Genomic DNA, 17,915 nt, shown 5'->3' with positions numbered 1-17,915 from the left:
CGTGAAAAATCTTAATTATGGAATCATAGGACTTGGAAAATTTGGATCAGTTGTAGCAGATGAACTCATTGCTGGAGGTCATACTGTTATCGTTGCGGATAAAGATGAGGAAGCTTTAAAAAGTATACAAAATCCTCCAAGCTATGCTTATATTTTAGATTCTACAAATATTTCAGCCCTAAAAGAAGCAGGCTTTCATGATGTTGAAGTTGTTATTGTTAGCATAGGAGAAAATGTTGAAAAATCAATCCTTACTCTTATGGCGCTTAAAGATATAGGTGTTAAAAATATCATTGCTAAAGCAACCTCTAATATCCATGGTCAAATTCTTTCTAAGTTAGGTGCAACAAAGGTTATTTATCCTGAAAAAGAAAGTGCTAAAAGACTAGTAAAAGAATTTTTAACTAAAGATGCTGATTATGAAGTTTTTGATCTTTCAGCAAATACTATACGAGCTATTAAGATCAATATAGATGAAAAATTAGCAGGAAATTCTTTAAAACATGTAGCACAAAATATGAAAGTGATTTCTTATAAAAAATTAAATAGCGACTGGGAAATACTACCTGATTTAGAAACCACGACAGTTTATAGTGGAGATGTTGTAATTCTCCTTGGAACAGTTAAGGAACTTAGAGAATTTGAACACTAAGCAAGATTTAAAGCCTTGCAAGCCTTTACAAAACGCTTTAAGGCTGTTTTTTCTTTGGTAGAAATTTTATGATATATAACTTCATCTAAATAATATCTAACATCTTTTATATCTAAATCCCTTGTTTTGGCATATTTTTGAAGTATATAATAGGGAATTTTAATCTTTGTTTTTGGAAATTTTTTCAAAATTTGTTTATATAAAGCTTTTTTTTGCACACAAGAAAATCTAGCAAAAACAAAAGGCAATCCTGTTTTTTCGTGCCATTTTGCACATAAATCGATATATTTAGAAGGATCTTTTAGATAAAGCTTTAAAGCCTTATCACCTATAATTACTTTTCCATCTTGTTTTAATACTTTAGCCAGAGCGTTTGAAGTTGCTGAACTTGGATCTTTGGCATTTGATGTATTTTTTTCTACTAATACACTTAAAACTCTTTTATTAGCACAAATACCCAAATCTAAATTTTTATATTTTTTTCTAGCACTTTCTATGCTTGAAATGATAGCTGCATCAATTCTTCTATAAAATAAATCTTTATTTAGCTTACTTGGAACTCCTTTTTTATACTCCATACTTGCTTTATAACCATTAGGTAGGGGATATTTCTTAAGATATATATGTAAAGGTAAAAGATTAATATAATCAATTTTTCCAAAAATCATCTCTTTTAAAGAGTGTTAAACACTCTATCTCCTGCATCTCCAAGCCCTGGGATAATATAACCTTTTTCATTTAAACCTTCATCAATACAAGCCACAAAAACTTCTACATCATCATGCATTTGGCTAAATTTTTTCAAACCTTGTGGAGCAGCAAGTATGGATATAAATTTTATTTTTTTAACTCCTTGGCTTTTTAAAAAATTACAAGCCTCTATAGCAGTCCCACCTGTAGCAAACATAGGATCTATAACAATAGCAGTGCGTTTTTTTGCATCTTTGGGAAGTTTTTGAAAATAAAAATCCGCCTTTAAAGTTTCTTCATTTCTCACAAACCCCAAAAACCCAACACTTGCATCAGGAATCATCTTAAAAACACTTTCAAGCGTTCCTAATACAGCTCTTAAAATAGGACAAATCATAATCTTTTCATCAAGTTTTTTTACTGTAGTTTTTTGTATAGGTGTTGAAATTTCAATTTCTTTTAAAGAAAAATCTTTACTCGCTTCAAAAAGCAAAAAAGATGAAATTTCATCGATTAACATACGAAATTGAAAGGGCTTTGTCTCTTTAGCCCTTAAAATTCCTAATTTATGTTCGATCAATGGATGATTGATACAATGAATATTTTTCATTTTAAGCTTTCAAAATAAGCTTTCTCATCAAAATTTTTCACCTTAGCCACACCATCTTTTACCGCAGCTGCTGCTACAGCTGTACTTACTGCAGCTTTTACTCTTTCATCAAAAGGTTTTGGTATAACATAATCTCTTCCAAATTCTAAAGTGCTTAAATTATAAGCTTTTTTAACCGCATCGCTTACAGGAAGTTTTGCAAGATCTGCTAATGCTTTAGCAGCCGCTACTTTCATATTTTCAGTGATTTTACTTGCACGCACATCTAAAGCCCCACGGAAAATAAAAGGAAAACCTAAAACATTATTGATTTGATTTGGATAATCACTTCTTCCTGTTCCTACAATCGCATCTTTTCTAAGTCTAGCTACATCTTCAGGCATCACTTCAGGAATAGGATTTGCCAAAGCAAAAATCACAGGATCTTTTGCCATGCTTAAAACCATTTCATCATCAAGAATTTTTGGTGCACTAAGTCCTAGGAAAACATCAGCTCCTTTTAAAACTTCTTTTAAAGTCTTTTCCTTAGAATCAACAGCAAATTCAAGCTTTTGAGGAGTTAAATCATTTCTATCTTTAGAAATCACTCCTTTGCTATCTACTAAAATAATATTTTCGACCCCTAAATTTCTATACATTTTAGCACTTGCTATACCTGCGGCACCTGCACCACTTACAACTACTTTGATGTCTTTAAATTTTTTACCACTTATTTCCATAGCATTCATAAGTCCTGCAGTTGAAATAATAGCCGTTCCATGTTGATCATCATGCATTACAGGAATTCCTAAATCTTGCAAAGCCGCTTCAATTTCAAAACATTTTGGCGCAGCAATATCTTCTAAATTGATCCCGCCCACAGTTGGAGCCAAAGACTTGCAAAAATTTACAATCTCTTCTATACTATGAACATCAATTTCTATATCATAAGCATTGACATTTGCAAATTTTTTAAACAAACAAGCCTTACCTTCCATAACAGGTTTTGAAGCCTGTGCTCCTATGTTTCCAAGTCCTAAAACAGCAGAACCATCACTAACTATAGCTACTAAATTAGCCTTATTTGTATAAGTATAAGCAAGCTCATTATCTTTAGCGATTTCAAGACAAGGTTCTGCAACTCCTGGGCTATACGCCAAAGATAGATCATGGCTTGTAGCCATTGGCTTACTTGGTACAATATCAATTTTCCCACCTAAATGGTATTTTAAAGCTTCTTCTTTTAAATTCATTTTATTTTCCTCTAACTTTTAAAAAATTTTCTATTCTTTTTTTGCACTCATCAACCTCTAAAAATTCTAATACTTCAAAAATACTAGGACTTACCGCACTCCCTGTTAAAGCTATGCGTATAGGCTGAGCCAAATCTTTTAACTTTGCTTCTTTTTTTTCTAAAAAATCATTTGTAAAATCTTCAAAATCTTTACCTGTTTTTTGATCTTTAAGTGTATTAGCAAATGCTTGGAGCAATTCTAAATTATTTTTGTTAATAAATTTTTGTACTGCATTTTCATCATAATTTTGCGGCGCATTAACTATACTTTTTGCACCATTGATAATATCATGCAAGGTTTTTGCACGCTCTCTTAATAAATCAAGTAAAAATCCTGCCTTTTCATAAACAGATAAATCAAAGCCAAGATCCTTAAGCTGACGGTTAATCTCTTCAAAAGGCAAAGTTTTAATATAATGAGCGTTAAGCCATTCAAGCTTTTTAGCATTATAACAAGATGCGCTTTTATTAATATGATAAGGGTCAAAAAGTTTTTTCAAATCTTCTAATGAAAAAACCTCATCATCACCATGACTCCAACCTAAACGCACAAGAAAATTAAGCAAAGCTTGAGGTAAAATTCCCATTTCTTTGTATTCCATAACATCAGTTGCCCCATGTCTTTTTGAAAGCTTTTTACCATCTTCTCCATGTATCATAGCCACATGAAAAAATTTAGGAATTTTAAAACCCAATGCCTCATAAAGCACAATTTGTTTAGGAGTATTTGAAAGATGATCATCTCCGCGAATCACATCACTTACCCCCATTAAAGCATCATCAATAACAACAGTAAAATTATAAGTTGGAGTTCCATCACTTCTTGCAATGATAAAATCATCCATTATATCCTCTGCTTTAAATCTCACCTCGCCTTTAACCCCATCTTCAAAAACAATCTCACCGCTTTGAGGTGCTTTAATACGCACAACAGGCTCTATACCCTGAGGTGGCGTGCCTGTAAATTCTCTATATCTTCCATCATATCTTGGGCGCTCTTTGGCAGCTTCTTGCTTGGCGCGCAATTCTTCTAATTCTTCTTTACTCATATAACAATAATACGCTTTACTTTCATCTAAAAGCTTTTTAACATATTCTTTATAAAGATCAAAACGCTCTGATTGGTAAGTTACTTCTCCATCATGTTCTAAACCGCACCATTTAAAAGCTTCAATAATTGCTTTAGTAGCTTCTTTGGAATTTCTTTTTAAATCCGTATCTTCAATACGAAGTAAAAAATTTCCACCATTTTTTCTAGCGTATAAATAATTATAAAGAGCTGTTCTAAGTCCACCTATGTGCAAATACCCTGTTGGGCTTGGAGCAAAACGCGTTGTAAGTTTTTCGTGCATTTTTTGCCTTTTCTTAAATTTTTATTGATATAATGCGATATTTATACTTAAATAAAGGTTTGAAATGAAAAAAATTTTATTAAGTTTTGCATTTTTTGCAAGTTTAGCTAGTGCAAATACCATTAATGCTATAGCTGTAGTTGTAGACAAAGAGCCTATCACAACTTATGATATAGATCAAACTATGAAAGCACTTAAAATTGATAGAAATAAAGCTTTAGGCGTACTCATCAATGAAAAAATGGAAATTTCACAAATGAAACAACTAGGTATTGTAGTCAATGATCTAGAGCTTGATGATGCTATAAATAAAATGCTTGCTCAAAACAAAACGACTTTAAATGCTTTCAAAGCAAATTTAAAATCCAAAAATCAAAGCTATGAACAATTTCGTGCAAATTTTAAAAAAGACTTAGAAAAAAGAAAGCTTTATGAAAAAATCGCAAGTATGGCAAAAACTGATTTTAGTGATGATGGAGCAAAAAAATTTTTCGAACAAAATAAAGATAAATTCACTTTTTATACACAAATTAATGCAAATATTTATCTATCAAACAATCCTCAAACTTTAGAAAATATCAAAAATACAAAAAAAACAATCCTTAAACCACAAAATGCATCTTTAAACACAAGTAATGCCGATCCAAGACTTTTAGGGCTTTTATCACAAATTCCTGTTGGAGGCTTTTCCCCTGTTTTAAATGGAAAAAATGGCTATGAACTCTATGAAGTTAAAAGCAGAGATGGGGCACAAACTCCTGAATATGAACAAGTTAAAAATGAAGTTTTAAACGCTTATGTAAGTGAACAAAGACAAAATTTTATACAGGATTATTTTGATAAACTCCGCTCTAAAATCAATATAGAATATTTAAGATAAAAATTACAATTAAAATTTCCCTTTAATAGGGAAATTTTAATGTCTTGCAAGATAATTTGTATCGTAATTATTATTAATAAAATCAGGATTTTCCATCATAGAAAGATGAAAATCTTTGGTTGTTTTTATCCCACTTATAAGCAACTCATCTAAAGCTACTTTCATTTTTGCAATAGCTTTATTGCGATCTTCTGCCCAAACTACAAGTTTGCCTATCATAGAATCATAATAAGGAGGCACGCTATAGTCTTGATAACAATGACTTTCCATTCTGACATTGCGTCCTGCTGGTGGAATGTATTTAGTAATCTTACCTGGACTTGGCAAGAAAGTTTTGGAATCTTCGGCTGTGATTCTACATTCTATAGAATGCCCATTTAATTTAATACTTTCTTGAGATGGTAAAGCATAACCTTCTGCTACTTTAATCATTTGTTCTATGATATCAATCCCACTTACCATTTCACTTACACAGTGTTCAACTTGCAAACGCGTATTCATTTCTATAAAATAAAAATCCAAATTTTTATCTACCAAAAACTCAAAAGTTCCCGCACCTTCATAGCCTATAGCTTTAGCCGCTTTAACAGCAGTTTCATGAAGCCTAGTACGTGTTTTTTCATCAAGTAAAATTGCAGGGGACTCTTCTATAAGTTTTTGATGGCGTCTTTGCATAGAACAATCTCTTTCGCCCACATGGATCACATTACCAAAACTATCTCCTATAACCTGCACTTCTATATGACGTGGATTTTGTATGTATTTTTCCATATACATAGTTCCATCACCAAATGCTGTCATAGCCTCACTTTCAGCCGACCAATACGCTTTTTCAAGATCTTTTTCATTTTCAACCACACGCATACCACGACCACCACCACCTGCGGCTGCTTTTAAAATCACAGGATAGCCTATTTCTTTGGCAAGTTTTTTAGCTGCTTCAGCTCCGGCTAAAGCTCCATCACTTCCTGGGATTACAGGTACGCCTGCTCTTTGCATTACTTGTTTAGCTTTTGATTTATCACTCATTAAATTCATAGCTTCTACAGAAGGACCTATGAATTTAATGTTATGTTTAGCACAAATTTCAACAAAATTTTGATTTTCGCTTAAAAATCCATATCCTGGAAAAATCGCATCTGCTTCAGCAATTTCAGCTGCTGTAATAATAGCTGGGATATTTAAATAGCTTTCAGAACTTCTTGCTTTGCCTATACAAATGCTTGCATCAGCGTATTTTAAATACAAAGCATCTTTATCTGCTTCAGAGTACACACAAATTGCTTTTTTACCCATTTCTTTAATCGTTCTTAAAGCACGCAGTGCTATTTCTCCACGATTAGCAATTAATATGCTTTTAATTTCCATTTTATAATTTCTCCACCGCAAATAAAGGCATTCCAAATTCTACAGGCTGACCATCAGCAACTAAAATTTCAGCGATCCTACAATCAAATTCCGCTTCAATTTCATTCATGATTTTCATCGCTTCGATAATAGCTATAGTATCGCCTTTTTTAACCGTACTACCTACTTTTACAAAAGGTGCTGCACCTGGACTTGGAGCTTGATAGAAAGTTCCTACCATAGGGCTATTTATACTTGGTTTGTTTGATTTTACACTTTGACTAGGTTGAGCTTCGTTTACAACGCTTACATTGATAGGTTGTGGAGCTGGAACTGGAGGACAAACAGGAGCTGGAACATCGCAGCACATATCTCTTTCAAGTTCTATTTCAAAACCATCTTGTTCTTTGATCTTAATTTTACTAATATTTGCTTCAGCAAAAAGGTTTACTAACTCTTTAATTTCTTCTTTTGTCATAAAATTCTCCTACAAAATTTAAGAACTTAACCTTGTATTATATAAAAAAACTTGAAATTTAACTTTAAAAAAGAAAAAAATCATAAAAAATATAGATTTTTTAGGTTATAATCCTTACAAACAATTACAAATATTAAAAGGTTAAAAATGGGCTTAAAAGCGGATAATTGGATAAGAAAAATGGCATTAGAACACAAGATGATCGAACCATTTTGCGAAGCAAATATAGGAAAAGGTGTGGTAAGCTATGGACTTTCAAGCTATGGTTATGATATACGCGTAGGACGTGAGTTTAAAATTTTTACCAATGTTAATTCAACTGTAGTGGATCCAAAAAATTTCGTAGAAGAAAATGTAGTAGATTTTGAAGGTGATGTATGTATAGTTCCTGCAAATTCTTTTACCCTAGCTAGAACTATAGAGTATTTTAAAATGCCTGATGATGTCTTAGCTATTTGTCTTGGCAAAAGCACTTATGCAAGATGTGGTATCATCGTCAATGTTACCCCTTTTGAACCAGGTTTTGAAGGACATATTACTATAGAAATTTCAAATACTACGCCTTTACCTGCAAAAATTTATGCTAATGAAGGCATAGCACAAGTGTTGTTTTTACAAGGTGATGAAAAATGTGACACCACTTATAAAGATAAAAAAGGCAAGTATCAAGCTCAAACGGGCATAACCTTGCCAAGAATTTTAAAATAGGAACACTTGTTGCTTTAATTTTAAAAAACTTAAGCAAAGGAAGGCAAAATGTTTAACAAAAAAAATATCTTAATCACAGGCGGAACAGGCTCTTTTGGAAAAACCTATACTAAGGTTTTGCTAGAAAATTATAAACCTAATAAAATCATCATTTATTCTCGTGATGAGCTTAAACAATTTGAAATGGCAAGCGTTTTTAACGCTTCTTGCATGCGTTATTTCATAGGAGATGTAAGAGACAAAGAGCGTTTAAGCACTGCTATGCGTGATGTGGATTTTGTTATACATGCTGCTGCGATGAAGCATGTGCCTATTGCTGAATATAACCCTATGGAATGTATAAAAACAAACATCCACGGCGCGCAAAATGTCATAGATGCTTGTTTTGAAAATGGGGTTAAAAAATGTATCGCTCTTAGTACGGATAAGGCTTGCAATCCTGTAAATTTATACGGTGCAACCAAACTTGCAAGCGATAAGCTTTTTGTCGCTGCAAACAACATAGCAGGTAACAAGCAAACACGCTTTGGTGTTACAAGATATGGCAATGTTGTAGGTTCAAGAGGTTCAGTGGTGCCTTTCTTTAAAAAACTCATCAGCGAAGGAGCTAAAGAACTTCCTATCACCGATACGAGAATGACTCGTTTTTGGATCAGCCTTGAAGATGGAGTAAAATTTGTACTGAGTAATTTTGAAAGAATGCATGGAGGAGAAATCTTTATCCCTAAAATTCCTTCGATGAAAATCACCGATCTAGCCCATGCTCTAGCTCCTAATTTAAGCCATAAAATCATAGGCATAAGAGCAGGAGAAAAACTACATGAAATCATGATTTCAAGCGATGATAGTCATTTAACCTATGAATTTGAAAACTACTATGCTATAAGCCCGAGTATTAAATTTGTAGATAAAGATAATGACTTTAGTATCAATGCCCTAGGCGAAAAAGGACAAAAAGTAAAAGATGGTTTTTCTTATAGCTCGGATAATAATCCTTTATGGGCAAGCGAAAAAGAACTTTTAGAAATCATCAATCACACCGAAGGTTTTTAAAATGCTTACTTATTCTCATCAAAACATCGATCAAAGCGATATAGATGCGCTTACAAAAGCTTTAAAAGATGAAATTTTAACAGGGGGTAAAAAGGTAGATGAATTTGAAGAAGCCCTTTGTGAATATGTGGGCGTAAAACACGCTTGTGTATTAAACTCAGCCACTTCAGCCCTTCATCTTGCCTATACAGCACTAGGCATCAAAGAAAAAATCGTTTTAACCACTCCTTTAACCTTCGCTGCTACGGCTAATGCGGCTTTAATAGCTGGAGCTAAGGTAGAGTTTATCGACATTAAAAACGATGGCAATATTGATGAAAAAAAACTAGAAGCAAGACTTTTAAAAGATAGTAAAAATATAGGAGCTATTAGCGTGGTGGATTTTGGGGGAAATAGCGTTGAAATAGATGAAATTTCAAGCCTTGCTAAAAAATACAATATCCCTTTAATCGATGATGCAAGCCATGCTTTAGGTGCCTTATATAAAAGTGAAAAAGTAGGAAAAAAAGCCGATCTTTCTATCTTTTCTTTTCATCCTGTTAAACCCATCACTACTTTTGAAGGCGGGGCTGTGGTGAGTGATAATGAAGAGCTTATCACCAAAATCAAGCTTTTAAAAAGCCATGGTATAATTAAAAAAAGGCTTTGGGATAGCGATATGGTAGAACTTGGCTATAATTACCGCTTAAGCGATGTTGCTTGTGCTTTAGGGATAAACCAGCTTAAAAAACTCGATCACAATCTTGAAAAAAGAGAAGAAATCGCAAGTTTTTACGATAAAGAATTTGAAAAAAATCCTTATTTTTCCACGATAAAAATCAAAAATTATAAAAAAAGCTCAAGACATTTATACCCTATCTTGCTTTTTCCTGAATTTTATTGTCAAAAAGAAGAACTTTTTGAAAGCTTACTTCATGCAGGAATTGGCGTACAGGTACATTATAAACCAACTTATGAATTTAGTTTTTATAAAAAACTCTTAGGAGAAATCAGACTCCAAAATGCGGATAATTTTTACAAAGCCGAGCTTAGCATACCTTGTCATCAAGAAATGAATCTAAAGGATGCAAAATTTGTAAAAGATACTTTATTTAGCATTCTTGAAAAAGTTAAAAAGGAATATTGTGGATAAGCTAGACTTTAGAAGTCAAGATTTTAGCCAAACTGGAAAGGCTATGTATGAACTAGCTTGTGAACTTTTTCCCATCCCTCGAAGTATCACAGGGCAAGGTTTTAGAGCTAGCTTAGAAATTTTAAATAAAACTCTGGGCGGGGGGGGGATACTCAAATTTCACTCTATAAAAAGTGGCACAAAGGTTTTTGACTGGATAGTCCCTGATGAATGGAACGCCAAAGAAGCCTATATCATCACTCCAGAAGGAGAAAAAATTTGTGATTTTAAAAAGCATAATTTACACCTTCTAAATTATAGCGAAGCTATCGATAAAGAAATCGAACTTGAAGAACTTCAAAATCATCTTTACTCCATAGAAGAAATGCCCGATGCTATTCCTTATGTAACGAGTTATTACAAAAGACGTTGGGGATTTTGTCTCACGCATAATGAAAGAAAAAAACTCAAAAAAGGCAAATACAAAGTCTATATCAATGCGAAACATGATGAAAATGGGGTTTTGGATTATGCTGATTTTATCCTACCTAGTACGCAAAATTCAAAAGATGAAATTTTAATTTCAACCTATCTTTGTCATCCTTCCATGGCAAATAACGAGCTTAGTGGCCCTGTGGTGGCTATTTTCCTAGCAAAATGGCTTTTGAGTTTAAAAGAAAGAAGATATAATTACCGCTTTGTCATCATCCCTGAAACCATAGGCTCTATAGTCTACCTTAGCAAACATTTAGAACATTTAAAAAAACATGTTAAAGCAGGCTTTGTGCTTTCTTGCTTAGGCGATGATCATACTTACTCACTCATACACACGCCCAAAGAAAACACTCTAAGCGATAAAGTCGCCCTGCATACGCTCAAAAATAAAGAAAATTTCAAAGCTTTTAGTTTTCTAGATCGTGGAAGTGATGAAAGACAATACAATGCTCCACTTGTAAATCTTGGCATAGTAGGGGTATGTCGCACAAGATACGGTGACTATGATGGATATCATAACTCAAAAGACGATCTCAATTTTATCTCTGAAAAAGGTTTAATGGGTGGACTTCAAAGTATGCAAGAAATGATTTTAAATCTAGAAATCAACGCTGTATATGAAAACACCATAGTATGCGAACCCAATCTTGGTAAAAGAGGACTATATCACACCCTTAGCACTGCTAATGACATTCCTTTGGCTTGTAATTTTTTGGCTTACTGTGATGGGGAAAATGATATCATCGATATAGCTAATATCTTAAATATGCAAGCTTATGAATTTAAAGAACTTTTGGAAAAAATAAAATTTTATGGACTGGTAAAATGAAATATTTTTTAGAACACAATGGCAAAAAATACTCCGATAAGGATTTAATAGATGCTTTTTATCAACTAGGTATAAAAAGGGGTGATATTTTATGCGTACATACAGAACTTATGAAATTTGGCAAAGCTTTGCTTACTAAAAATGATTTTTTAAAAACCTTACTTGAATGCTTTTTTAAAGTGCTAGGCAAGGAAGGCACTCTTCTAATGCCAACCTTTACTTATAGTTTTTGCAAAAATGAAGTTTATGATAAAGTGCATTCTAAAGGCAAAGTGGGAGTGCTGAATGAATTTTTTAGAACTAGCGGGGGGGGGGTTAGGCGAACTAGCGACCCTATTTTTTCCTTTGCTGTGAAGGGTGCTAAAGCGGATATTTTTTTAAAAGAAAACTCAAGCTGTTTTGGAAAGGATAGTGTATATGAAATTTTAACTAGGGAAGGTGGGAAATTTATGCTTTTAGGCTTGAATTATGGACACGCCCTAACGCATTATGCTGAAGAGAGAAATACCAGCTTTTGCAGGTATTTTAAGGAATTTAAGGGCTTTGTGATTGACGAGCTAGGACAAAAAAGAGAAAAAAGGATAAATTATTATGTAAGAGACTTGGAAAAAGCCTATGTATGCAGCCTTGATAAGATAAATGAAATCGTGCGGCAAACAAGGTATTACAAAAGCATAAAATTTGCAGGAGATTTTCTAGAAAGCTATGATGCTAAAGAATATGTCAAAGCCATAGGCAACGCCCTTAAGCAGGATAAATTTGCCATATATGAAAAGCTTCTTTTATGAAAAATATTTAAAGGTAGTTTATGAAATATTTACTTGAATTTGAAAATAAAAAATACTCCACTTACGACTTCATAGAAACTTTTTACAAACTAGGACTACAAAAAGGCGATACCTTGTGTGTGCATACTGAACTTTTTAATTTCGGTTTTCCCTTGCTTTCTAGAAATGAATTTTTACAGACTATATTAGATTGTTTTTTTGAAGTTATAGGTAAAGAAGGCACTTTGATCATGCCAACCTTTACTTATAGTTTTTGCAAAAATGAAGTTTATGACAAAATAAATTCCAAAACAAAAATGGGAGCATTAAATGAATATTTTCGCAAACAAACAGGAGTAAAACGCACAAACGATCCTATATTTTCTTTTGCTATAAAAGGAGCAAAAGAAGAATTATTTTTAAAAGATACAACAAGTTGTTTTGGGGAAAATTGTGTTTATGAGGTTTTAACCAAAGAGAATGGAAAATATATGACATTTGGAGGTCAAGGACACACACTAACACATTATGCAGAAGAACAATTTAATGTATTTTACAGATATCATAAAATTTTCTCTGGAATTTTAATTGATGAAAACAATATATCATACAATAAAACCATTAGTTATTATGTTAGAAAACTTGACATATCTTCTGAGCCCAATTTAATTAACATTATCAATATTGTTAATAATACTAAAAATTTTAAAAAAAACAATTTTGCAGGAGATCATATAAATATTTACAACGCTAAAGAATATATAGAAATTTTATGGAAAAAATTAGATATAAACCAAACAATTCTAATAGAAAATTATGATACAATATATTAATTTTCAACATTCTCAAGAAAGTGGTATACAATGGAAAAACAATTTTATGAAATTTTAGAAAATATACTTGAAACCAAAGTAGATGAAAATACAAATTTAAGCATGGAAAACTGCAAGAACTGGACTTCTTTAGCTCATATTGATATCATCATGAGTTTAGAAGAAGAATTTGAAATCAAATTTAACAAAGAAGATTTAAGTCTCTTAAAATCTCAAAGCACTTTACTAGAAAAAATTCAAACCCTAAAGGCAGAAAAATGAAAGAAAATATTGAAAAATTATTTCAAGCCATCGCTCAAAAAAATCCTATCCATTCTAAATATCTTAAAAAAATTGAATTTTCACAAGAAGACGAAGAAGAATTTGATAAATTAATTTCTTATTATATTCAAGATGGTATCAGTATAAAAGAACAATGCGATTGTTATTTATTGATCCTTAACGATACTTTAGAAGAAACAAAATTTTTCATAGAAAATGGGGCTTATCGTTATTCTAGCTTTGATGAAGTTAAGGATAAAGTTTATTTTAATGAAAGCTATATGAAACAATACATGATAGGCCTAGCTCTTTCTTCTTTTGTTTGGATAGCTCATATTAAAGTGAGAAAGTATTTTTCGCAATATTTAAAAAATTTTACTCCAAAAACAACTTATTTTGAAATAGGCCCTGGCCATGGAGAATATTTTGCAAGAGCAGTTAAAAGTGGTAAATTTTCCGCCTTTTATGGACTTGATATCTCTCCAACAAGTTGCGAACTTACTCAAAAAATGGTAAAACAACAAGTAGGGGGATTGATTACAAAATGTGATTTTTTATGTCAAGATTTTTTTACTTATGATTTTAATAAAAAAGCTGATTTGATAGTGATTGGAGAAGTGCTAGAACACGTAGAAAAACCTCTTGAATTCCTTAAAAGATCTAAAGAGCTTCTTAGCGATGGAGGGGAAATTTTTGCAACTATTCCTATCAATGCTCCTGCTATTGATCATATTTATTTATTTTCCCATCCTGATGAAGTTAAAGATTTGATAGAAAAATCAGGCTTAAAATTTAAAGCTTATGAATGTTTTATGGCAAATAATTATAGTTTGGAAAAAGCATTGAAATTTAAAAATGCTATCACTATGGCAGTAGTTTTAAATGCTTAATACAACACTCAATTTACCCCTTCATCATATAGGCGTGGCTTGTAAAAATTTAGAAAAAGAAAGGGAATGTTTTTTTAAACTAGGTTTTTATAAAGAATCAGAATTTATAGATGAAAAACAAGGGGTAAGAGGCGAATTTATCATTCCTTGTAATGAAGCATTTCCACAGTATAGATTTGAACTTTTGCAAAATTTAAACGATAAAGGACCACTAGATAGCTATTTGAAAAATAATACCAAAATGTATCATTTAGCCTATGAAAGTAAAAATATCGCCCAAGATTTAATTCTTTTGGAACAACAAGGAGGCATTTGTATTGTTCCTATTATGCAAGCAAGCTATTTTGCTAAACTTTGTTTTATCATGATGCCAAATAGGCTTTTAATCGAACTTGTGGAGCTAAAATGAATCTTTTTTCACCCCATTTAAAACGCAATGAGCTTATAAAATTCGCCAAAGAATTAGACTTTAGCAAAAGTCAAGATCTTCTTATTAATGTCCATAGAAATCATGCTTTTGAAGGAGTGCAAAGTATCATTGCTCCTTTTTTACATTTTGCCAATTTAAGAGCTGATTTTAATTTCAGCTCTTATGATGATAGCTTGAGTTTTGATAACTTTAAAGAAGCTAGTTTAGAACTTTTATGGCTAGATTTAACCCGCTATAAAAATAATGTGCAAAATTTTATAGAAGAAAGACTTTTAGAACTAAGAAAAATTTCACAAAACCCTATTTTAGTTCTTAGTTTAGGAGAATTTAAAACAGATAAAAAAATTTTAAATTGTGAAATTTTTAACATAGAAAAACTCATAAAAGAGTATTTTGATGAAGAAGATATTTTAGACTTAGCTAAAGAAGAACTTACAGGCTCTAAGCTTAATAATAAAGCCTTGATTTTTTTAGCACAAATTTTAGGACTTAGCCTCATCCCTGCACTCGTAAAACCCGCTCTTAAAGCTCTTGTACTTGATCTTGATAATACCTTGTATCAAGGAATTTTAGGTGAAGAGGGTATAGATAATCTTAATTTAAGTCCTTTGCACAAAACCTTACAAGAAAAAATTAAAACTTTTAAAAAACAAGGGTTTTTACTTGCCCTAGCTTCAAAAAATGAAGAAAAAGACGCAAAAAAACTTTTTGAAATAAGAAAAGATTTCATCTTACAATGGGATGATTTTGATGCTAGAATGATTAATTGGGAGCCAAAGGGTGAAAATATCTTAAAAATTGCTAAAAAATTTAATATAAATACTAACGCTATGCTTTTTATAGATGATAATATCGCCGAGCTTGAAAATACCAAATTTACAGGCGTTAAAACACTTTTATGCGATGAAAATATACTTTATAAAATCAAACTTTTTCCTAATCTTTTAAAACTTTCAAATACCAAAGAAGATCAAATTCGTGCCAAAGATATAGCAGCCAATGCTTTAAGAGAAGAGCTTAAAAGCTTAAGCGATGAAGAATATTTTCAAAATCTTGAAATCAGCTTAAATTTTAGCAAAAATGATCTGCAAAATATCCCTCGCATTAGCGAACTTTTAGGCAAAACCAATCAATTTATCGCTAATTACACACGCTTAAATCAAGAAAAAGTCGCACAACACATGCAAAAAGAACTCATTGTAAGTGTGAGTATGAGTGATAAATTAAGCGATAGTGGGATTATCGCTATTTTTGTTTTTTCTTGTAAAGAAGGAAATTTATTTATCGATGATCTTTGCATTTCTTGTAGGGCTTTAGGTAGAAAACTTGAAACTAGAATGTTTTTTAAAGCCTTTGAACTAGCTTTACATTTCTTTGATCTTAAAAACAATAATGCAAGGCTTTACTATCAAAAAGGCGAAAGAAATATGCCATTTTTGAGCTTTTTAGAACAAATTTCCAAAGAATTTGAAAAAAACTCAGCCCTTATTCCATTTCAAAATTTAAACTTCAAAGGACTTATAATCCATGAAAACTAGATTTGATAAAGCTAAAATTTCAGGCATTTGCGTAAGCGTACCTGAACATAAAATTTGCATTGATGATGAGTTAGAAAGCGTTTTTTCAAACGATATCAAAACCCTTAAAAGAATGAAAAAAGTCATAGGTTTAAACACGCGTTATATTTGCGATGAAAACACTTGCGTAAGCGATCTTGGAAAACACGCAGCCAATACACTTTTACAAGGTTTAAATATAGATAAAAATAGCCTTGATGCACTCATCGTAGTAACTCAAAGTCCTGATTTTTTCATGCCTTCTACGGCTTGTTATTTACACCAACTTTTAAATTTAAGCTCCAAAACTGTAGCTTTTGATTTAGGGCAAGCTTGTGCAGGGTATTTATACGGCTTATTTGTCGCTCATTCTTTAATACAAAGTGGCTTAGGTAAAATTTTACTCATTTGTGGAGATACTTTAAGCAAATTCATCCACCCTAAAAATATGAATTTAGCCCCTATTTTTGGTGATGGAGTAAGTGCAACTTTAATTGAAAAAACGGATTTTAACGAAGCTTTTTTTGAGCTTGGAAGCGATGGAAAATATTTTGATAAACTCATCATTCCAAAAGGTGCGATGAGAATACCTAAAGCAGATATTTTCAACGATGATTCACTCATGCAAACTGAGGAGTTTAGACAATTAGAAAATCTTTATATGGACGGAGCAAATATTTTCAATATGGCTTTGGAATGCGAACCTAAAAGCTTTAAAGAAATTTTAGAATTTTCTAAAGTAGATGAAAAAGACATTGCTTTTCATCTTTTTCATCAATCTAATGCGTATTTGGTTGATTGTATTAAAGAAGAATTAAAACTTAATGATGATAAAGTTCCTAATTTCATCATGAAAAAATACGCTAATTTAAGCGCTTGTTCACTACCTGCTCTACTTTGCGAACTAGATACTCCAAAAGAATTTAAAGCGAGTTTAAGTGCTTTTGGTGCAGGGCTTAGCTGGGGAAGTGCGGTGCTAAATTTCAAAGATTTATACACAAAAGATATTTTAATTTACACAAAGGAGAAATAATGACAAAAACTGAATTTTTAGAAGAGCTTAAAGAAGCTATGCATAGAGATGAAGACTTAAATGAAGATATGCTACTTGATGATATAGACGAGTGGGATAGTTTGGCTTTTGTATCTGTGATGGTGCTTTATAAAAATCTTTTTGCTTTAAAAATCACAGCCGAGGACTTGAAAAATTGTCAAAAAGTGAGTGATTTAATCGATTTAGCAAAGCTTGATTAAAACCTTTAAGGTTTTAATCTTTTATCTCTAATTCAAATTTATCTCCCGCATCTTTAAATATAAACACTTTATTTCCACAAGGATAAGAGATGGAATTTTCTTGCATTAAAGATTTTCTTTTTTGTAATTTTTCAAGCATTAAAGGAAGTTCTTTTCTAAATAAGGCTTTATCAGGTATACCACAACCATGATCTAAATTTTTAATAAATTTTCCATCAATTTTATTTTCATCTATCAAATTTAAGCTTACATCGTAACCTAAAATTTTTAATATTTGCATGGTTTGTTGTTTAAAATTGGCAGGCGTTAGAGGATCTTTATCGCTATGATAACTCACATAAATAATATTTTTATTTTTTTGACTTTGCAAAATCAAATGATCCTTATTTAACAATGTTCTAATAAAATAATTTTCATTATTAAAAAAATAAGGTGAATTTTCTTTA

Annotated in this window: 21 protein-coding genes; 14 read left to right on the top strand and 7 right to left on the bottom strand. The window is 31.8% G+C overall.

Annotated features, from left to right (window positions below):
• Position 1 precedes the first annotated feature (1 nt).
• Positions 2-652 (top strand): TrkA family potassium uptake protein, encoded by a 651-nt coding sequence (locus tag AJ889_RS05730; RefSeq protein ID WP_002853664.1) that lies wholly within the window; start codon positions 2-4, stop codon positions 650-652.
• Here AJ889_RS05730 and AJ889_RS05725 read toward each other — a convergent pair.
• Genes AJ889_RS05725 through gltX form a run of 4 tightly spaced genes read right to left on the bottom strand, consistent with a single transcriptional unit; the run spans position 649 to position 4,577 of the window.
• Positions 649-1,320 carry an MqnA/MqnD/SBP family protein gene (locus AJ889_RS05725; protein WP_002869975.1) on the bottom strand — a complete coding sequence of 224 codons (672 nt, stop codon included), beginning with the start codon at positions 1,318-1,320 and terminating at the stop codon, positions 649-651. The two genes, AJ889_RS05730 and AJ889_RS05725, sit on opposite strands and share 4 nt — an antisense overlap.
• 5 nt (positions 1,321-1,325) lie before the next feature.
• Complete coding sequence (upp, locus tag AJ889_RS05720) at positions 1,326-1,952, bottom strand: uracil phosphoribosyltransferase (RefSeq protein WP_002872453.1); 627 nt, start codon at positions 1,950-1,952, stop codon at positions 1,326-1,328.
• Complete coding sequence (locus tag AJ889_RS05715) at positions 1,949-3,184, bottom strand: malic enzyme-like NAD(P)-binding protein (RefSeq protein ID WP_002859330.1); 1,236 nt, start codon at positions 3,182-3,184, stop codon at positions 1,949-1,951. Before AJ889_RS05715 ends, upp begins: the two co-directional genes overlap by 4 nt.
• Before the next feature lies 1 nt (position 3,185).
• The gene (gene gltX, locus AJ889_RS05710; RefSeq protein WP_002859331.1) at positions 3,186-4,577 is read right to left on the bottom strand and encodes a glutamate--tRNA ligase; all 1,392 of its coding nucleotides are present in this window, start codon (positions 4,575-4,577) and stop codon (positions 3,186-3,188) included.
• Between the two features lie 64 nt (positions 4,578-4,641).
• Between gltX and salC the strand changes: the two genes are divergently transcribed.
• Positions 4,642-5,457, top strand: a complete 816-nt coding sequence (gene salC, locus AJ889_RS05705) for a peptidylprolyl isomerase SalC (RefSeq protein WP_002859332.1) — start codon at positions 4,642-4,644, stop codon at positions 5,455-5,457.
• Positions 5,458-5,493: 36 nt separating this feature from the next.
• On the opposite strand, the gene AJ889_RS05700 is transcribed toward salC, so the two are convergent.
• Both AJ889_RS05700 and accB read right to left on the bottom strand, forming a co-directional pair.
• Entirely contained in the window at positions 5,494-6,825 is a 1,332-nt protein-coding gene (locus AJ889_RS05700) for an acetyl-CoA carboxylase biotin carboxylase subunit (protein WP_002860484.1), read from the bottom strand.
• Position 6,826: 1 nt separating this feature from the next.
• Positions 6,827-7,282, bottom strand: a complete 456-nt coding sequence (gene accB, locus AJ889_RS05695) for an acetyl-CoA carboxylase biotin carboxyl carrier protein (protein ID WP_002853623.1) — start codon at positions 7,280-7,282, stop codon at positions 6,827-6,829.
• Between the two features lie 147 nt (positions 7,283-7,429).
• Between accB and dcd the strand changes: the two genes are divergently transcribed.
• From dcd to AJ889_RS05635, 12 genes are read left to right on the top strand one after another with little or no spacing between them, the layout of a single operon-like run.
• Positions 7,430-7,990: a dCTP deaminase gene (gene dcd, locus AJ889_RS05690; protein WP_002859334.1), complete on the top strand. Its 561-nt coding sequence runs from the start codon at positions 7,430-7,432 to the stop codon at positions 7,988-7,990.
• A 48-nt stretch (positions 7,991-8,038) separates the two neighbouring features.
• The gene (gene pseB, locus AJ889_RS05685; RefSeq protein ID WP_002872451.1) at positions 8,039-9,043 is read left to right on the top strand and encodes a UDP-N-acetylglucosamine 4,6-dehydratase (inverting); all 1,005 of its coding nucleotides are present in this window, start codon (positions 8,039-8,041) and stop codon (positions 9,041-9,043) included.
• 1 nt (position 9,044) lies between these two features.
• Positions 9,045-10,175, top strand: coding sequence for a UDP-4-amino-4,6-dideoxy-N-acetyl-beta-L-altrosamine transaminase (pseC, locus tag AJ889_RS05680; protein ID WP_002872450.1), 1,131 nt, complete (start codon positions 9,045-9,047; stop codon positions 10,173-10,175).
• Complete coding sequence (locus AJ889_RS05675) at positions 10,168-11,478, top strand: DUF4910 domain-containing protein (RefSeq protein ID WP_052796933.1); 1,311 nt, start codon at positions 10,168-10,170, stop codon at positions 11,476-11,478. The genes pseC and AJ889_RS05675 overlap by 8 nt, the downstream gene beginning before the upstream one ends.
• The gene (locus AJ889_RS05670) at positions 11,475-12,266 is read left to right on the top strand and encodes an AAC(3) family N-acetyltransferase (RefSeq protein WP_002855993.1); all 792 of its coding nucleotides are present in this window, start codon (positions 11,475-11,477) and stop codon (positions 12,264-12,266) included. The genes AJ889_RS05675 and AJ889_RS05670 overlap by 4 nt, the downstream gene beginning before the upstream one ends.
• A 20-nt stretch (positions 12,267-12,286) precedes the next feature.
• On the top strand, positions 12,287-13,078 hold the full coding sequence (gene legH / locus AJ889_RS05665; protein ID WP_002856586.1) for an N-acetyltransferase LegH: 792 nt from the start codon (positions 12,287-12,289) through the stop codon (positions 13,076-13,078).
• 30 nt (positions 13,079-13,108) lie between these two features.
• Complete coding sequence (locus AJ889_RS05660; RefSeq protein ID WP_002803470.1) at positions 13,109-13,339, top strand: acyl carrier protein; 231 nt, start codon at positions 13,109-13,111, stop codon at positions 13,337-13,339.
• Entirely contained in the window at positions 13,336-14,229 is an 894-nt protein-coding gene (locus AJ889_RS05655; RefSeq protein WP_070293300.1) for a class I SAM-dependent methyltransferase, read from the top strand. The genes AJ889_RS05660 and AJ889_RS05655 overlap by 4 nt, the downstream gene beginning before the upstream one ends.
• Positions 14,222-14,638, top strand: coding sequence for a VOC family protein (locus AJ889_RS05650; RefSeq protein WP_002791673.1), 417 nt, complete (start codon positions 14,222-14,224; stop codon positions 14,636-14,638). Before AJ889_RS05655 ends, AJ889_RS05650 begins: the two co-directional genes overlap by 8 nt.
• A complete protein-coding gene (locus AJ889_RS05645; RefSeq protein ID WP_002873091.1) occupies positions 14,635-16,197 on the top strand; it encodes an HAD family hydrolase in 1,563 nt (520 codons plus the stop codon). The genes AJ889_RS05650 and AJ889_RS05645 overlap by 4 nt, the downstream gene beginning before the upstream one ends.
• Positions 16,187-17,248, top strand: a complete 1,062-nt coding sequence (locus AJ889_RS05640; RefSeq protein ID WP_002873090.1) for a beta-ketoacyl-ACP synthase III — start codon at positions 16,187-16,189, stop codon at positions 17,246-17,248. The genes AJ889_RS05645 and AJ889_RS05640 overlap by 11 nt, the downstream gene beginning before the upstream one ends.
• Positions 17,248-17,469 carry an acyl carrier protein gene (locus tag AJ889_RS05635; RefSeq protein WP_002786077.1) on the top strand — a complete coding sequence of 74 codons (222 nt, stop codon included), beginning with the start codon at positions 17,248-17,250 and terminating at the stop codon, positions 17,467-17,469. The genes AJ889_RS05640 and AJ889_RS05635 overlap by 1 nt, the downstream gene beginning before the upstream one ends.
• 13 nt (positions 17,470-17,482) lie before the next feature.
• On the opposite strand, the gene AJ889_RS05630 is transcribed toward AJ889_RS05635, so the two are convergent.
• Positions 17,483-17,915: DUF2920 family protein (locus AJ889_RS05630; protein WP_070293298.1), on the bottom strand; the 433-nt coding region annotated here is incomplete at its 5' end.

It is taken from the genome of Campylobacter sp. BCW_6468, from assembly GCF_001762865.1.
In the GTDB taxonomy this organism is placed as follows: domain Bacteria; phylum Campylobacterota; class Campylobacteria; order Campylobacterales; family Campylobacteraceae; genus Campylobacter_D; species Campylobacter_D jejuni.
Note: the sequence above shows the minus strand (reverse complement) of the source record. Positions and strands in the feature narration are given on the sequence as shown.

Excerpts from the sequence above, each read along its gene's own strand:
- dcd (WP_002859334.1), top strand. The coding sequence starts at position 7,430 with ATGGGCTTAAAAGCGGATAATTGGATAAGAAAAATGGCATTAGAACAC.
- salC (WP_002859332.1), top strand. The coding sequence starts at position 4,642 with ATGAAAAAAATTTTATTAAGTTTTGCATTTTTTGCAAGTTTAGCTAGT.
- AJ889_RS05645 (WP_002873091.1), top strand. The coding sequence starts at position 14,635 with ATGAATCTTTTTTCACCCCATTTAAAACGCAATGAGCTTATAAAATTC.
- AJ889_RS05660 (WP_002803470.1), top strand. The coding sequence starts at position 13,109 with ATGGAAAAACAATTTTATGAAATTTTAGAAAATATACTTGAAACCAAA.
- gltX (WP_002859331.1), bottom strand. The coding sequence starts at position 4,577 with ATGCACGAAAAACTTACAACGCGTTTTGCTCCAAGCCCAACAGGGTAT.
- AJ889_RS05640 (WP_002873090.1), top strand. The coding sequence starts at position 16,187 with ATGAAAACTAGATTTGATAAAGCTAAAATTTCAGGCATTTGCGTAAGC.
- accB (WP_002853623.1), bottom strand. The coding sequence starts at position 7,282 with ATGACAAAAGAAGAAATTAAAGAGTTAGTAAACCTTTTTGCTGAAGCA.
- AJ889_RS05725 (WP_002869975.1), bottom strand. The coding sequence starts at position 1,320 with ATGATTTTTGGAAAAATTGATTATATTAATCTTTTACCTTTACATATA.
- pseC (WP_002872450.1), top strand. The coding sequence starts at position 9,045 with ATGCTTACTTATTCTCATCAAAACATCGATCAAAGCGATATAGATGCG.
- AJ889_RS05670 (WP_002855993.1), top strand. The coding sequence starts at position 11,475 with ATGAAATATTTTTTAGAACACAATGGCAAAAAATACTCCGATAAGGAT.
- pseB (WP_002872451.1), top strand. The coding sequence starts at position 8,039 with ATGTTTAACAAAAAAAATATCTTAATCACAGGCGGAACAGGCTCTTTT.
- AJ889_RS05715 (WP_002859330.1), bottom strand. The coding sequence starts at position 3,184 with ATGAATTTAAAAGAAGAAGCTTTAAAATACCATTTAGGTGGGAAAATT.
- AJ889_RS05655 (WP_070293300.1), top strand. The coding sequence starts at position 13,336 with ATGAAAGAAAATATTGAAAAATTATTTCAAGCCATCGCTCAAAAAAAT.
- upp (WP_002872453.1), bottom strand. The coding sequence starts at position 1,952 with ATGAAAAATATTCATTGTATCAATCATCCATTGATCGAACATAAATTA.
- AJ889_RS05700 (WP_002860484.1), bottom strand. The coding sequence starts at position 6,825 with ATGGAAATTAAAAGCATATTAATTGCTAATCGTGGAGAAATAGCACTG.
- AJ889_RS05650 (WP_002791673.1), top strand. The coding sequence starts at position 14,222 with ATGCTTAATACAACACTCAATTTACCCCTTCATCATATAGGCGTGGCT.
- AJ889_RS05635 (WP_002786077.1), top strand. The coding sequence starts at position 17,248 with ATGACAAAAACTGAATTTTTAGAAGAGCTTAAAGAAGCTATGCATAGA.
- legH (WP_002856586.1), top strand. The coding sequence starts at position 12,287 with ATGAAATATTTACTTGAATTTGAAAATAAAAAATACTCCACTTACGAC.